General features: G+C 43.9%; 14 protein-coding genes. 5 read left to right on the top strand and 9 right to left on the bottom strand.

Annotation, left to right across the window (positions count from 1 at the left end; genetic code table 11):
* Positions 1-50 precede the first annotated feature (50 nt).
* Together rpsO and pnp are read left to right on the top strand one after the other, a co-directional pair.
* Positions 51-320: a 30S ribosomal protein S15 gene (rpsO, locus tag F955_RS01910; RefSeq protein ID WP_004637724.1), complete on the top strand. Its 270-nt coding sequence runs from the start codon at positions 51-53 to the stop codon at positions 318-320.
* A gap of 261 nt (positions 321-581) precedes the next feature.
* Positions 582-2,669, top strand: coding sequence for a polyribonucleotide nucleotidyltransferase (pnp, locus tag F955_RS01905; protein WP_171056640.1), 2,088 nt, complete (start codon positions 582-584; stop codon positions 2,667-2,669).
* Positions 2,670-3,115: 446 nt separating this feature from the next.
* On the opposite strand, the gene F955_RS01900 is transcribed toward pnp, so the two are convergent.
* The 7 genes from F955_RS01900 to F955_RS01870 all read right to left on the bottom strand — a co-directional run bounded on the left by F955_RS01900 (position 3,116) and on the right by F955_RS01870 (position 10,936).
* A complete protein-coding gene (locus F955_RS01900; RefSeq protein ID WP_008303905.1) occupies positions 3,116-3,379 on the bottom strand; it encodes an HP1242/YdcH family protein in 264 nt (87 codons plus the stop codon).
* Positions 3,380-3,461: 82 nt separating this feature from the next.
* The gene (locus F955_RS01895) at positions 3,462-3,791 is read right to left on the bottom strand and encodes a chaperone modulator CbpM (protein WP_004813480.1); all 330 of its coding nucleotides are present in this window, start codon (positions 3,789-3,791) and stop codon (positions 3,462-3,464) included.
* Between the two features lie 506 nt (positions 3,792-4,297).
* Positions 4,298-4,759, bottom strand: a complete 462-nt coding sequence (locus F955_RS01890; RefSeq protein ID WP_004813478.1) for a DUF2147 domain-containing protein — start codon at positions 4,757-4,759, stop codon at positions 4,298-4,300.
* A 193-nt stretch (positions 4,760-4,952) separates the two neighbouring features.
* A complete protein-coding gene (locus F955_RS01885; protein WP_004890480.1) occupies positions 4,953-5,417 on the bottom strand; it encodes a DUF2147 domain-containing protein in 465 nt (154 codons plus the stop codon).
* Positions 5,418-5,877: 460 nt separating this feature from the next.
* Positions 5,878-6,753, bottom strand: a complete 876-nt coding sequence (gene hslO / locus F955_RS01880; protein ID WP_004813475.1) for an Hsp33 family molecular chaperone HslO — start codon at positions 6,751-6,753, stop codon at positions 5,878-5,880.
* Between the two features lie 50 nt (positions 6,754-6,803).
* On the bottom strand, positions 6,804-8,657 hold the full coding sequence (locus F955_RS01875) for a cation:proton antiporter domain-containing protein (RefSeq protein WP_004890476.1): 1,854 nt from the start codon (positions 8,655-8,657) through the stop codon (positions 6,804-6,806).
* 41 nt (positions 8,658-8,698) lie between these two features.
* Positions 8,699-10,936 (bottom strand): primosomal protein N', encoded by a 2,238-nt coding sequence (locus tag F955_RS01870; protein WP_034429514.1) that lies wholly within the window; start codon positions 10,934-10,936, stop codon positions 8,699-8,701.
* A 135-nt stretch (positions 10,937-11,071) separates the two neighbouring features.
* On the opposite strand from F955_RS01870, the gene gspF reads away from it, so the two are divergent.
* The 3 genes from gspF (at position 11,072) to F955_RS01855 (ending at position 13,453) form a co-directional block, all read left to right on the top strand.
* On the top strand, positions 11,072-12,277 hold the full coding sequence (gene gspF, locus F955_RS01865; RefSeq protein WP_004813469.1) for a type II secretion system inner membrane protein GspF: 1,206 nt from the start codon (positions 11,072-11,074) through the stop codon (positions 12,275-12,277).
* A gap of 88 nt (positions 12,278-12,365) precedes the next feature.
* A complete protein-coding gene (gene gspG / locus F955_RS01860) occupies positions 12,366-12,833 on the top strand; it encodes a type II secretion system major pseudopilin GspG (protein ID WP_017401519.1) in 468 nt (155 codons plus the stop codon).
* Positions 12,834-13,117: 284 nt separating this feature from the next.
* A complete protein-coding gene (locus F955_RS01855; RefSeq protein ID WP_004890469.1) occupies positions 13,118-13,453 on the top strand; it encodes a hypothetical protein in 336 nt (111 codons plus the stop codon).
* A 202-nt stretch (positions 13,454-13,655) separates the two neighbouring features.
* Here the strand turns inward: F955_RS01855 and lnt are convergent, their stop codons facing one another.
* Together lnt and F955_RS01845 are read right to left on the bottom strand one after the other, a co-directional pair.
* A complete protein-coding gene (gene lnt, locus F955_RS01850; protein ID WP_004890467.1) occupies positions 13,656-15,218 on the bottom strand; it encodes an apolipoprotein N-acyltransferase in 1,563 nt (520 codons plus the stop codon).
* On the bottom strand, positions 15,215-16,054 hold the full coding sequence (locus tag F955_RS01845) for an HlyC/CorC family transporter (RefSeq protein ID WP_004813460.1): 840 nt from the start codon (positions 16,052-16,054) through the stop codon (positions 15,215-15,217). The genes lnt and F955_RS01845 overlap by 4 nt, the downstream gene beginning before the upstream one ends.
* Positions 16,055-16,207 lie beyond the last annotated feature (153 nt).

Raw genomic sequence — 16,207 nt, 5'->3', positions numbered from 1 at the left:
CTCATTACTTTGATTTTTATCAAAATATATAAGCATCTCGGAGAAATCGAATGGCTTTAACAAACGCAGATCGCGCAGAGATCATCGCTAAATTCGCTCGCGCTGAAAACGACACTGGTTCACCAGAAGTTCAAGTAGCTCTTTTAACTGCTCAAATCAATGACTTACAAGGTCACTTCAAAGAGCATAAACACGACCACCATAGCCGTCGCGGTCTAATCCGTATGGTTAACCAACGTCGTAAGCTTCTTGACTACCTAAATGGTAAAGACCACGGTCGTTATGTTGCTTTGATCGGTGCTTTAGGTTTACGTCGTTAATTCGATTTAAGCTTTATTTTCGGGTTTATTGCATGCATTGTGCTTTACAGCTGAAAACTAAAGTCAGCTTGGCTTTTTAGTCAGGCCTAGGAAGGGGCGAATGTTTCGCTCCTTCTTTGTGTTTAAAATTAGTGTTTCTTTCTGGTGAGGTCGGCTTCTAAGCTTTGTCATTTACTCGTTCAAATGGACGTGAATGCCAAACCTTAGGGGTCTCCACTAGAATAATTGTTCACAAGAACTAGGAAAAAATAAAACATGTCGATGTTTAATATTGTTCGTAAAGAATTCCAGTTTGGTCAGCACCAAGTGGTTCTTGAAACTGGTCGTGTTGCACGCCAGGCCAATACTGTTGTGATTACTATGGGCGGCGTAACCGTACTAGTTGCTGTTGTAGCCCAACCGACTGCTAAAGCGGGTCAAGACTTCTTCCCGTTAACCGTAAACTATCAAGAAAAGCAATATGCTGCAGGCCGTATCCCGGGTGGTTATGGTAAACGTGAAGGCCGTGCGTCTGAAGCTGAAACTTTAATTTCACGTCTGATTGACCGTCCAATCCGTCCATTATTCCCAGAAGGTTATTACAATGAAATCCAGGTGACTGCGACTGTAATTTCTTCTGACAAGACTATGGAAGCTGACATCGCTGCGATGTTAGGTACTTCTGCTGCACTTGCGATTGCGGGTACACCATTCCGTGGTCCAATCGGTGGCGCACGTGTTGGTTTGATCAACGGTGAATATGTTCTTAACCCGAACTATGAACAAATGGCTCAGTCTGACCTTGACCTGGTGGTTGCAGGGACAGAATCTGCAGTATTGATGGTTGAATCTGAAGCGAAAGAACTTTCAGAAGACCAGATGCTGGGCGCTGTATTGTTCGGTCATGACGAAATGCAAATCGCGATTCAAGCAATTAAAGAATTTGCTGCTGCAGCTGGCGCAAAAGAATCAACTTGGGTTGCTCCAACTAAAAACGAAGATCTTCAGGCAAAACTGAAAGAAGCGTTTGAAGCGAAAATCTCTGAAGCATATACCATTGCAATTAAGCAAGACCGTTATGCGGCACTTGATGCAATTCAAGCTGAAGCAGTTGCTCAATTCGTTCCTGAAAATGACGAAACTGGTATTGCAGACGACTTGAACGAATTGTTTGAAGATCTGAAATACCGCACAGTACGTGACAACATCCTATCTGGTAAGCCACGTATCGACGGTCGTGACACGAAAACAGTTCGTGCACTTGACGTACAAGTTGGCGTGTTAGACCGTGCACATGGTTCAGCATTGTTTACACGTGGTGAAACTCAGGCGTTGGTAACAACAACTTTGGGTAACACACGTGATGCCTTGATGGTTGATACATTATCAGGTACTAAAACTGACAACTTCATGCTTCACTATAATTTCCCTGCATACTCTGTAGGTGAAACTGGTCGTGAATCTGGTCCTAAACGTCGTGAAATTGGTCATGGTCGTTTGGCACGTCGTGGTGTTCAAGCTGTTCTGCCTGCGGCAGACCGCTTCCCGTACGTGATCCGTATCGTATCTGATATCACTGAATCGAACGGTTCATCTTCAATGGCTTCTGTATGTGGTGCTTCTTTGTCACTTATGGATGCAGGTGTACCAATTAAAGCACCAGTGGCTGGTATCGCGATGGGTCTTGTGAAAGAAGGCGAACGTTTCGCAGTTCTTTCTGACATCCTGGGTGACGAAGATCACCTTGGTGATATGGACTTTAAAGTAGCCGGTTCTGCAAACGGTATTACTGCACTTCAGATGGATATCAAAATCGAAGGTATCACTGAAGAAATCATGGAAGTTGCTTTGAACCAGGCGTATGCAGGTCGTATGCACATCCTGAATGCAATGAACCAGGTGATTTCACGTGCTCGTCCAGAAATTTCTATGCACGCACCGACTTTCCAGGTAATTACCATTAATCCTGACAAAATCCGTGACGTAATTGGTAAAGGTGGTGCGACTATTCGTCAAATCACTGAAGAAACCAAAGCTGCGATTGATATTGAAGACAATGGTACAGTACGCGTATTTGGTGAAACTAAAGCTGCTGCACAAGCTGCGATTGCAAAAATCCAGGCGCTGACTGCTGAAGTTGAACCAGGTACGATCTATACAGGTAAAGTGATTCGTATCGTTGAATTCGGTGCGTTCGTTAATATCCTGCCAGGTACTGACGGTCTGCTACACATTTCTCAAATTTCTAACGAACGTATTGCCAATGTTGCAGACGTATTGAAAGAAGGTCAGGAAGTGAAAGTACAGGTTGCTGATGTTGACAACCGTGGCCGTATCAAATTGACAATGAAAGACATTGAACAAGCTTAATTGTGAGATGACTTTTAAAGTCTGAAAAAAGCCTGCTTTATGCAGGCTTTTTTACATCTGAAGTTTATAAAATCAAAAAATACCGGCTGATTTAAGTGAGAAAAATCCGTTAGATCCAGTCAATATTTGAATTGCATCGCTTGCGATGATGTTGCTGAAGGATTATGTCTTGATCATATTTTTAGATTTTATTTTGACCAGAGCGCTGGCAGCAAATTAAAGTTAATTGAATTTGCTGCCAGCAGAGATGTGATCTAAACAATACTGAATTGATTCTTTCGCTTATGAACAAAATATCATCCACTAAATTATTTAGACCACCTTAGGTTTTTGGCATTTTTATAGAGGCAGGAAGTAGGATGCCAATCATTCTCCTGCTTATGCTTAAAATCACTTTTGGATTCTTATAACATGAGCTGCCTGCTTTTAGTCTTAACTATTCTGAATCAGGTCAAAGGATCTGCCTCTGAATTCTTGAGTAATCTGTAAATCTCATCTTTTAGCTTTAATTTTTTTCGCTTGATTGCTTCGATATCTGTATTAACAAGATTTACCGGGTCTAATGCCAGCTGTGCAATCTGTCGATCCAATTCATCATGTTCCTCAAAAATACGGGCGAAATACGGATTTTCATCCCGAAGCTGGGTAATAAGGTCGCGATATTCGGGGAACATGTACTTTAATTTTTTATTGCAATCTCTGGTTTTCATAATCAGTTATAAACTCAAAAAAATAATGTAAGAATCCCCGAACCATCTCAGTTTCAGCCGAGATAGACCAGGGAGGGGGAGGTTATTTGAAGTGCAGATGCTTCACTTCACGACGTAGCTGTTGAACTTCATCAATCAGATCCAGCATCATGGCGACAGCACTAAAAGATGCATCAAAATCACGTTGTAAGCGGTATGCCCGTTGTGCTCGGGTAACGTCTTCACCAATGAAATGATAGGAAGTGTTGCGACTACGGTTAGGTAAAATGCCATGTTCCATCAGCTGTATTACCCATTCCGGGCTTTGCCCGCATGCTTCTGCAAAATGGCTGAGATCAAATTGATGGTCATCCATGATTTCTGAGGGGATAAAACCCTGAGAAAAATTTTCTTTATATTGAATGGTGGTCATGGCCTGCTCCTTAAATATCCAGACTAAAGTCATTGCTGTGAATCAGATCGGGGGCATATGGTAATAGATAGGATTGGAGATAATGCCTGAGATCAGATTTCCCATGATTCAATATATGCGTGGCAGTCGTGCAAAAACTGCTGGAGGTACAAAACCTGCTTAAATTTAAGTTAGGCAAGTGATGAGCTAAAAGTGGCTGATATCTGCCACGCCATAGCAACTGTTTTGCCGAACATTGGTCAAAAATAGTTTCAGATGCATCACCATATTGCTTATTTTTATTTTTGGACATCCCTGTGCCGTGACCCGCTTTTAATAAAGAGTCAGGTAATCGTTGGAGCATATAGGTATATGATCTGAACATAGTAAATGGATAAAAAATAACCGTGTTCGATCCATTATTCTGAGTTTTAGTGCACTACAACAGTGAAGATTTGTACCTTATTGTTTCAAATCATGACAATAAAAAAGCCTCTGAGTAGAGGCTTTTTAAAATACTAACTAAATTAGTGTTTTATCCAAGTTACGCTGCGTCCAATTACGGAAACGCCTACATAACCACGCAGAGTTAAGCGTTTACCATTAGCGTTCAAACGTGCTTTACCTTTATAGATCTTGCCCCCAATTGGATCTAAGACTTGACCATCGATGTATTCATTTGGCTTATTTGGATTTTGTTTAAAATTCCAAATAAAAGGTAAGCCAATGAACGGTTTACCTTTGAGCTTGCCAGGGCAGTTATGGCAAATAACTTGTTTTTCGGCACCTGGTAGACTCCGGGTTTCGACAATAATCCCTTCATAGGTGCCATCAGGTTTTTTGCGGATTTCGACATCTGCACGTGAATAGCCACTTTGGTCATCTACAGTCTTCCATATTCCAATCAATGGATCTACATTGGCTAAACTGCATACTGACACGGTTGCTAAAGAAATCCCCATACATAAAGCGCGTACTAATTGTTTCATATCCATCCTAGGAAATTATCGTGTTTTAAAATAGATTTATTGCTCTAATTTATAAATAATAACTTTATAAATCAATTTATTATTTTGTGATGAAAGTTGTTTTAATACGGGTTAAATGAACGAAGAATCATGTTTTATCGAAAATGTTTGAAGCTTGTCCAAGTCATATCGCCTAACTTGGACAACGCAATTTTCAATTTTTGATCCAAGTCATATTACGCCCGACTGGAGATCCTTCAGTTCGGCTATGAATTGCCAGATGTCGGCCATTATTTTTCAGACGTGCACGTGCCTGATATAGCTTTCCCGAGATGGGGTCGAGCAGGGTGCCATTAATAAATTCATTAGTCTTTTCTGGATGACTGCTCAGACCCTTAAGCATGGTCAGTCCAACCAGAGGCTGATCCTTGAGAGAGCCGGTGCATTGAGTACAGTTTTGTTGAGGAACCGCCCCCGGAACCTCGCGTACATTTACAATTTTGGCCATATAGCGATCTTTAGCATCCTTACTGATGATGACATCTGCCAGAGAATAACCGGTACGGTCATCAATGGTTTTCCATTGTCCAAGCAGTGGATCATTGTTGGCAGATACTGACAGGCTAATCATGCTTGCTGCTACAACAATCATGGAACAGAACAGTTTAAATTTCATCATCACACATTCCCCCAGTATTAAAAATGCTTCTAAAATCTTAAAGGCATAAAAATATTATGGAATTAATATAGCGTGAAAAATCTACTAATTACCAGCGAATAATCAAATATCTTCAAGAAAAATTAAAAGCTGAATTGATGAAAAATCACATTAATCGAGAAATTTGGGACGTGGTGAATATTTGCTGAATCAGCAGATTAAAAAGAAGAACCATTTAAAGCGGTCCACATAATCAGATCAGACCACCTTGGAAATCAGGATTGATTAATAAGGGATTGAGTTTATATTCATTAAGAATAGAGTGGGGCCAAATATTGCTATGTCCATATAGCCGTGTAGAGCTGAATGATATGGTAAGTTTGAGATTAAAAATATTTATTCTTCATAGAAAAGACAACTCTGGATTTATAAAAATAAAAGCACTCCTATTGAGTGCTTTTATTAACAAAGATACCTGTAATTAACTAAGGTGCTCACCGAACAGACCTAAAGCTTCTTCAGCAGTAAAGGTGTATTGGCTGTTACAGAACTGACAATCCATTTCAATTGGATTCTGGAATTCTAAAGTTTCACGAACAGATTCAACCCCGATCTGTTGCAAGGCAATGGCACAGCGTTCTTTAGAACAGGTACAACCAAATTTCAGCTGTTCTGCTTCAGGCAAACGGACTTGTTCTTCGTTATATAAACGATAGAGGATTTCATTGGTATCCAGGCTAACCAGTTCTTCTGCTTTCAAGGTTTCAGTCAACATGGTCACGCGTGGCCACAAATCCTCATCCACATAGCGTTGTTCTTCCTCACTATTACGTGGTAGAAGCTGGATCAGCAGACCACCTGAACGCTTTTGGTCACTTGCCAGCACAATACGGGTTGGAATCTGTGCAGACAGATCATAATACTGCATCAGACAGCCCGCCAGATTATGTTTATCCAGTGGTACGATACCTTGGTAGCGCTCACCGACTTCAGGCTCAATATTGATAAACAGTACAGGACTGATCAGGGCTTTTAGAACGGTACTGCTGTCTTCTGCCACCTGAAAACGGGGATCTTCTTCATAATCAGCCAACGCACGCACTTCACCACGATGGTTACATTCCGCCATCGCCCATTTAAATGTGCCAGTAGCCTGAATCTGCAGACTGATGCGTCCCTTGATTTTTAACGTACTTGCCAATAGGGCAGTCGCACTGAGCATTTCGCCCAAAAGGATTTGTACGGCAGGAGCATAGTCGCGCTGCGCTAAAATTGTTTGTAAAGCTTCTTGAAGATGCACTACTTCACCACGAACAGGGCTATCCTCAATAAAAAAGCGTTGGCGTAAATCAGACATAAAATTCTCCATAACCCTGCTTTAATGGTGACACTATTGTAAAACACAAGTTATGACAGATCATCTGTTATGGTATCAATTCCTGTGCCGTTGACATTCTGTTGCTTCTGTATTGGATTTATTACACTTTTACGATGTTGATCCTGTTCGAACAGGTAGCTTAACTCCGCCATGCTGCTGTGCTGTTGAGCATGTAATGACTTAGGAGCAGATTCAGCCTGCTGTTCTGCTTTTAATACAGTTTCATCATACTGACGGAACTGTAGAATTGTCTGCTCAGCGAGTTCTACAGATTGATGGGTTGCTGCCAGTAATGACTGTGTCAGCGCTAGAGCAGAAAGATAAGTTTCACGGAAAACATTTTCCACACCCAGTTCATGCAGCAAATGTGCATGATGTCGATCACGCGCGCGTACCCACAATTTCAGATCAGGGTAATTCCAGCACAAATGACGTACGATCAGCAAAGAATCCTCAATATCATCAATCGCGACAATCACCTGATCTTTGGAAGCAATATCTGTCAGTTGTAGCGCCGTGGTTTCAGTTGCATCTGCCTGAAAGAAAGGAATAGCTTGATCTCTGAGTAGCTCGCTTGCTTCAACCGTATTGTCCATTACACTAAAGCTCAAACCTTGCTGATGAAGTACACGTGCTACGATTTGCCCAAAGCGACCAAAACCAATCAGTAAAATCGGTGTAGTGGCTAAAGGCTCTACCTGGGTATCAAAGTCTGCGACCAGATGATGTGAGCGATTTAATCGCGGTAAGATTTGTTGATCGAGCAACCAGTAGAGCACTGGTGTCATTAACATGGATAGCGCCAGCATACACAGAAGTGGCGATAACAAGCTGATATCTAAGATGGTATGGGTAACTGCAATAGTGAGTAACACAAAAGCGAACTCACCGCCTTGGGACAGGCTAACTGCGGTCAAGGTGCTGGTACGCCAGCTATTTTGATAATAACGGGCAATTGCCAGGCTGAGCACAAATTTACTCAATATGATCAGCACGGCGCCACCAATGATCAGTCCAGGCATCTGCAAGACATCACTTAGCTGAATCGCTAGGCCAATACTGATAAAACACAAACCGATCAATATGCCATGAAAAGGCTGAGTGGCATTTTCGACGTGTGGTCTGAAATCGGAATCTGCCAGCAGAATTCCGGCAAATAAGGCCCCTAAATATAGTGTTAGTCCCAGTGTCTGCATCAGTACCAACAAGCCGAGGATTACAAAAATTGCCACCAAAGCATGCAGGTCATGGCTGCTGCTTCTGGCAATCCAGCGATACAGGGGTTGCATCAAATAGCGGTTACACAGGAACAGTCCGGTAAAGGTTGCCATAATGGCAGCAAAATAAGCCACGCCATGTTCAGTCGAACTTACTCCGGAAAATAGTGGAATAATGGCAATTAGTGGAATCAGCAGCAGGGCTTGAATTAATAAACTGATATAACTGAGCTGACCATGGGAAGTCGCAAACTGCTCCTGTCGCATCAGATGTTGAATACTCAGTGTCATCGCAGACAGGCTGCCAGCCAGCCCAATGACGACACTGGTGATGAGACTTTGCTGTAAAAAAATGGCAGAACATAAGCTCAGAATGGCGCCTGACCCCAAGACCAGTGCAGCAGTTGAGATCCAGGCAGAATGAGGCATCTGGATGAAGCGTTGTGGCCGTAGTTGTAAACCTACCCAGAACAGCAGAGACAGGATACTGATTTGCATTAGCATCGAACGAAGTTGGGGATCAGTAACGAGATTCAGGGTTTCAGAACCGAGCACAAGGCCCGTCAATAAATAACCCAGCACTGCTGGCAGTTTCAAATAGCGGGTGATGGGTACAATCAGCAATGCTGCCACCAGAATTAATGTAATTTGCAACAGTATCGACATGTTCAACCTTAAATCTTATTTCCGTATTGCAGCTTGCAGGACTAGCTCAGTTCTTGTGGATCGACATCCAGGCTTAACTTCATTGAGGAAGGTTTGTCTTGCAGCATGGCTTGCCACCATGCCCTGACATAATAGTGCAAACGTGGACGGTCTGCAGACAGTAGTACCATATGTGATTGGTAACGGCCCGCCTTGCGTTCCATTGGTGCTGGAATAGGTCCCCAGATCTCCAGTTGCAGGTCCTGATACTGCCTTAAGAAGGCAGCATGTTTCTGTAAGAACTCTGTATTTAATGCCTGATCACGTGATTCGCAACGGATCATCACTGCATAGCGATAGGGTGGCATGCGAGCAATCTTACGCTGCTCTAAGGTCTGTTTGGCAAAAGCCCGGTAATTATCTGTCACCAAGGTATTTAGCAAAGCATGATCAGGACGTAAGGTCTGTAGATAGACATCACCCTTGTGCTCGCCACGACCGGCACGACCAGCCACCTGTACAATCAGTTGGGCAGTGCGTTCGGTGGCACGGAAGTCTACACTGAGCAGACCAGAATCAATATCTAAAATAGCGACCAGTGTGACATAGGGGAAATGGTGACCTTTGGCCAGCATTTGCGTACCGAGTAAAATCGCCGGCTCGCTTTTCTGAATCTTGTCATAGATTTTCTGCCAGCTACCGACCCGGCTGGTAGAGTCACGATCTACCCGAATGATTTCATGATCGGGAAAGAGTTCATTCAATTGCTCTTCGACCTTGCCGGTTCCCATGCCGAGTGTTTTGAGTTCAGTATGATTGCAGCTTGGACAATGATCCGGCATACGGTGCAGGGTGCCACAATGGTGACAATGCAAATGTTGATATGGCTGACGGTGTACAGTGAAATTGGCATCACAGTTTGGACACTGTGCCTGCCAGCCACAGCTGTCACAAATCAAAACGGGTGCATAACCACGGCGGTTCAGGAATACCAGTACCTGTTCCTTTTTTTCCAGACGTTTGCGTATTTCCTGAATCAGATGCAGGCTGATGCCATGCTGTTTCTGTGCCACCTTTAAATCTAAAATATGAATCTTTGGCATTAAGGCTGTACCAGCACGCTGGTTGAGTTCCAGTACCTGCATTTTGCCATTGGCAACCAGTGCATAGGTATCGATACTGGGTGTGGCAGAGCCCAGAAGCACCGGACATTGCTGCAAATGCCCGCGATAAAGCGCAACATCTCGGGCATGATAACGGAAGCCTTCCTGCTGTTTAAAAGACAGATCATGTTCCTCATCCAGGATGATCAATCCTAGATTGGGCATCGGGGTATAAATGGCAGAACGGGTACCCAGCACAATCGAGGCTTTACCGGTTTCTGCAGCTTGCCAGGCTTGCAGACGTTTCGAGTCATTTAAACCAGAATGTAACAAGGCAATATGACAATGGAAACGTGACTGGAACCGGCTAATGGTTTGTGGCGTCAGGCCAATTTCCGGTACCAGCACTAAAACCTGTTTTCCCTGTTTCAGCACCTTTTCCATGATCTGCAAATAAACTTCAGTCTTGCCGCTGCCGGTCAGACCATCCAGTAAAAAGGCCTGATATTTATTTTTAAATTTCAGTACCTGTTGAATGGCATGCTGCTGTTCCGGATTGGCTGTAAGCGGCATTTGTGCCAATTGAACAGGCTGCGGGCTGAAATCCTGAGGTTCCAGCACACATTCACAAATTCCTTTTTTCTCTAAAGCTTTTAGGGTAGCTGTCTCGATCCCTGCCAGGTTCAGTACAGTTTCAGTGGTACCGACTGGATGCAATTTTAAAATTTTATAAGCTTCCTGCTGACGCTCGGAACGGCGCACCTTGGCTTCTGCCTGGTCATCTAACAGTTTCCAGTTCCGGGCCAGGAGGTTATAGGGCTTACCCTGACGTAATAAAGTTGGCAAGGCACTTTGTACCACTTCACCAATCGGGAACTGGTAATACTGCGCTGACCAGTTCAGCAGATTCAGTACCTTGTCATCAATGAGCGCCCGGTCATCCAGTAATTCAGTAATCTCTTTAAGTTTAAAACTGGAATCTAGTGGAGTGTCTGGCAGCAGCTTTTCCATAATGATCCCAACCAGATTCTGCCGGCCGAAAGACACTGCCACGCGCGCACCAACCTCAGCCTGCTGATATTGCGCCGCACTTAAACTGTAATCAAAACAGTCAAACAGATGAACAGGAACAGCAACACGAACACGATAAACTGAAGGAGTTGAGGCTGGGTGATCTGAGATGGGCAAGTGAGGCATCCTGATGAATTTTCGTCGTGCTAAAAAGGCAGTTGTGTTAGAGTGAGCAGATATTTTATATCTAAGAATATGAATGATTTTGATGGTCTGACGCAACTGCGTTGGGGCAAATTTTTGGAAAATTAGAGCATTACAATGCCAGCATATCAATTTATCGCGCTTGATGCTTCGGGTAAGCAGCAAAAAGGCGTACTGGAAGGGGACTCTGCACGTCAGATCCGTCAGCAACTTCGGGACAAAGCCTTGATTCCGGTGTCTGTTGATCCAGTCGAGCAAAAGGACAAGCATTACCGGCCGCGCTGGTTTGAAAAAAGCCTTACAGCTTATGACCTGGCACTGATGACCCGGCAACTCTCTGTTCTGGTTGCCGCCGGTATTCCGCTGGAAGAAGCCATTCGCGCCGTCGGTAAACAAAGCGAAAAGGTGCATGTACAGAACCTGCTGATGTCGGTGCGTTCCAAGGTGCTGGAAGGGCATAGTCTGGCACAGGGCTTGCAGCAATCCGGCCGCTTTCCGGAACTGTATATTGCAACCATTGCTGCCGGTGAACGTTCCGGACATCTGGACCTGATTATGGATCAGCTGGCGGACTATACCGAAAACCGCTTTGCCATGCAGAAAAAAATTCAGGGTGCGATGATTTACCCGATTATTCTGCTGCTGATGTCCTTTGCCATTGTGATGGGCCTGATGACCTATGTCGTTCCAGACATTGTCAAAACCTTTGACCAGAGCAAAGATGCTTTGCCATGGATCACGGTCGCGTTGATGAAAGCCAGTGACTTTATCCGGATGGCTTGGCCTTTCATGTTGGCTGGTAGTGCCGTTGCTATTTTCCTGCTGGTGCGTTTTCTACGCACCACCGCAGGACATTATGCTTTTGACCGCCTGACCTTGAAATTACCGCTATTTGGCAAACTATCACGTGGGATTAATGCGGCACGCTTTGCCAGTACCCTGTCCATTTTAACTCGTTCTGGGGTACCGCTGGTCGATGCCTTAAAGATTGGTGCGGCGGTCAGCAATAACTGGGTCATTCGTGATGCCGTTAATCTGGCAGCAGAAAAGGTGACTGAAGGCGGCAACCTGGCGACCCAGCTGGAGCGTAGTGGTTATTTCCCACCGATGATGGTACAAATGATTCGAAGTGGTGAAGCTTCCGGGGAACTAGACCGGATGCTGGACCGGGCATCAACCATGCAGGACCGTGAAGTGACCACACTGATTTCGACGTTACTGGCTTTGCTGGAACCTCTTATGCTGGTGCTGATGGCAAGTATTGTGTTAGTAATCGTAATTGCGGTGATGCTGCCAATTGTGAATATGAATAATATGATTTAAATAAAGTGTGGGTAGAATTCCAATTATAAGCCCAAACAGATTTTCAAAATTAAGCAATGAGAGACATGGAGTGAAAAGGACTGAGATGATGAATGAACAGCCAGATTCTTTAAAAACAGGCTCAGGTATGACGCGTATCAAACATACTTCGGGTTTTACCCTGATCGAAGTAATGGTCGTGATTGTGATCCTGGGCGTATTGGCTGCACTGATCGTACCTAACGTGATGGGTCGTGGTGAGAAGGCAAAAGTTGATACTACAGTGATTAAACTGCAAAGCGTGGCCGGGTCTCTGGACCAGTACAAGCTGGATAATGGTAAGTATCCAAGTATGCAGGAAGGCGGTTTAGATGCTTTAGTCAACAAACCTGCATCTGCAAAAAACTGGTTACCGGGTGGCTATGTCAAAGGCGGTTATCCGAAAGACAGTTGGGATAATGAGTTGCAATATGTCATTCCTGGTACGGATGGACGTTCATTTGACCTTTATTCATTTGGTGCTGATGGCCAGTCTGGCGGTGAAGGCACAGATGCGGATATTTATTATCAGCCTTAATTAAGAATCATTATAAATTTTTTATTTATGGAATATATCACTTCATTTAATTGGGTATCTCAATACTAAGTGAAGTGATAATAACTCTTAATACATAAATATAATTTAAATATATGAATTTAAAATTAATTTTATAATGCATTCTATTTGATAGTCATAATAAGAATTATTTCCATGTTTATCGATTACAATTATCGTAAAATATGAATAAATATAGACTTTTCATTTCTATAAAAAAGCTCATAATGATTTCTATGGCACAAATTCGGCCAAAGGAGATAGGTATGAAAGCATTAATTATAAGAGATGAAATAAATCAGTTTCATTGGACAATGCTGAAATCTGTCTTTTTGGTTCTAAGCATTCTTCCGGTGAGCCAAGCAGTTTTGCATTTGTGGCAAAGCACGGAAGGTAGCAGCCAGATCATGGTAGGTTTCTTTGCACTGAGTCTGATGAGCAGCTTGTTAGCTTTGTGCTTCTGGTCGGCATTAAAAGCCAGCGTCATGGAGGTGAAACAGGAAGAAATTTCATCCTTTGAGCGTGGCGTGGTTCAGCTCTACCGTTTTCTGCCGATGCTATCATTGGCCAGTATGATGTCCTATCTTGCTGTACAGATTTAATTATCTTTCCAATAAAAAAAACCGGGGCATAAGCCTCGGTTTTTATTTTTAAAATATTGCATAAAACTTCCTCTCCCTCTGGGAGATGAAAAGCACTGCTTTGCAAGAGAAGAGGGTAAAAATTTACCTCTCCCTAACCCTCACTTGCGCTAATTTAAAAAGCAGTGCTTTAAAATTAGCTCAGGAGAGGGAACTTAAGAAATTATCTTCTCGACTTAAAGCTGACATCCACTTTACGTGGGCGGAAACGCCATCCAAGTAATAACAGCAGGGTTGAGAGAATCAGTACAGGCCAGTCACTCAGTTTCGTATACAGCGTTTCACCCTGCATTGCTGGCAACTCACCGCGTAATACCGCTTCTTGATCCATAGGCGCACGTTTCACGATATGACCATTATGATCAATAAAGGCGGTTACACCGGTATTGGTCGCACGGATAAACCAGCGACCATTTTCCTTGGCCCGCATTTGCACCATTTGCAGGTGTTGCTGCGGTCCAGCAGTTCCAGTAAACCAGGCATCATTAGATACCGTTACCAGAAAGTCGCTTTGACTGGCATTGCGACGGGTCAGATTCGGATAAGCGACTTCATAGCAAATCGCAGAGCCCAGATGCTGATTTTTGATATTTAGCGGTTGCTGATCATTTGCCCCACGAGAAAAACCGCTCATAGATGGATCATTTTGCAAAGCGGGAAGTACCCAGCTGAGCGCGCCGGAAAGTGGGATGTATTCACCAAATGGCACCAAACGCTGTTTTTTATATAGCCCACTGGCTTCATCACCGATGGCCATGATGCTGTTGTAATACTTAGGTGTGCCTTCGGCTTGGGATTCTTTCAGATCCCAATAAGGAATACCAGTAACCCAGGAGCTTCCGGATTTCTCTGCCTGTGCTTTCATCGCATCTAGGAAATCAGGAATATCGGCCTGAAACATCGGAATCGAAGATTCTGGCCACACGATCAAATCACGACCCCATTCGGTCTTGGTCAGATTGGCATAGATCAGCAGGGTTTTAACCTGATATTCAGTCAACCATTTCAAATCTTGTGGAATATTACCCTGAATCAGGGACACGCTGAGTGGCTTAGTGCCTTCTTTCTGTTCCACAAAAGTCAGTTGCGAAGCTCCCCAGGCACCCAGCAAAAGCAGCAGGGATGGGATTGCCCAGAACACACGACGATTAAGAATCTCAACCAAAGCACAAGCCAGTATGATCACCACGAAGGATACGCCAAACACACCGAAGAGTGGCGCATAGCCATCCAGCAAACGTTCGGTAAAGGCATAGCCGGCAAATAGCCATGGGAAACCTGTAAAGACCCAAGTCTTCGCCCATTCAAACAGTACCCACAATGGCGCAAAGGTCAGAGGGGTTTCCGGAAAGAAGCGACGGTAGATAAAGGTCTGTACTGCGGTAAATAGACCCATGACCAAGGCCATGATCAGAATCATCACGACACTAAGGAATGAGCTGGTATCACCATATTCATGGATCGAGGTATACAACCAGAATGCACCAACAAACCATAAACCAATGCCATAAGCCCAGCCAATACCAAAAGCCTGTTTGGCACTGCGTTTACGCAGACAAGCATAAAGCAGCGCCGGAGACAGGATGGCTAACCACCAGTAGTGGTACGGCGCCAGTGCAAAACTGAAGATGGCACCGGAAAATAAAGACAGCAGCAGTGGATAAATCAGTGGAAGTTGCTCAGAGCCTTCAGACTGCTTCAACAACTTGTCGAAATGTGCCCTCATTGGCGCACAGCCCGAATCGAGTGAATAGAACGGGCATCCGCTTCCAGAATGGTAAAGATCCAATTTCCAAGCTCAATCACCTGACCTTCTAAATCGCTCACCAATCCGATTTCCTGCAATAACAGGCCACCCATGGTTTCTACTTCATCATCAGAAAAGTCGGCATCGAGCATATTGTTAAAATGCTCAATTGGAGTCAGTGCTTGCACAATCCAGGTATTGGCTGTGGTCGGATCATTGTCGGGAACAATATACAATGCTTCTTCATCAGCAATATCATGTTCATCTTCAATTTCACCAACAATCTCTTCCAGAATGTCTTCTAATGTCACCAGACCAGAAGTGGAGCCATATTCATCAATTACGACTGCAATATGGGTCTGGGTATTTTTCAACATACGCAAAACCTGATCTGAACGTGCACTTTCAGGTACGAACAGTGGCTGGCGCATTAAGGCACGAATATCCACCTTAGAAGTCGGTTCGGTCAGGAAAGGCAGCAAGTCTTTGGCAAGCAAAATGCCCACCACATTATCAGGCTGATCTGATGAAAATACGGGAAAACGCGAATGCGCTGATTCTACCAAAACATGCAGAATATCAAGAAGCTGGTCATCTTCCTGTAAGCTGATCATAGAAGTGCGTGGTGTCATCACTTCACGAATTTTGGTCGCTGGAAGATCGAGTACGCCTTCTAGCATCGCTACAGTATCGGGTTCTAGAAATCGACGTGAATCTTGTACTAGTTTTAGCAGTTCGTCGCGAGTTTCGGGAGCGGTTCCCAGCCATTTGCGTAAGCCGCGCATACCCCACGACGGGCCTGATTCCTCGTGCATGATCTTTCCTAAAAACTCTTAATATCTAAAAAAATGTAATTTTATCATACCGCAGAAAATGCAGTTGTCTATTGCAATTATTTAAGGCGACCGTGACTGTCGCAGTCAACTACTTAAAACGAAAATGGCAATAAAGCCAGTCATGGGTATAGA

Origin of the sequence: Acinetobacter schindleri CIP 107287 (assembly GCF_000368625.1) — a bacterium.
GTDB classification, from domain to species: Bacteria; Pseudomonadota; Gammaproteobacteria; order Pseudomonadales; family Moraxellaceae; genus Acinetobacter; species Acinetobacter schindleri.
The sequence above is the reverse complement of the archived record's forward strand: the minus strand, read 5'-3'. Positions and strand labels throughout refer to the sequence as shown.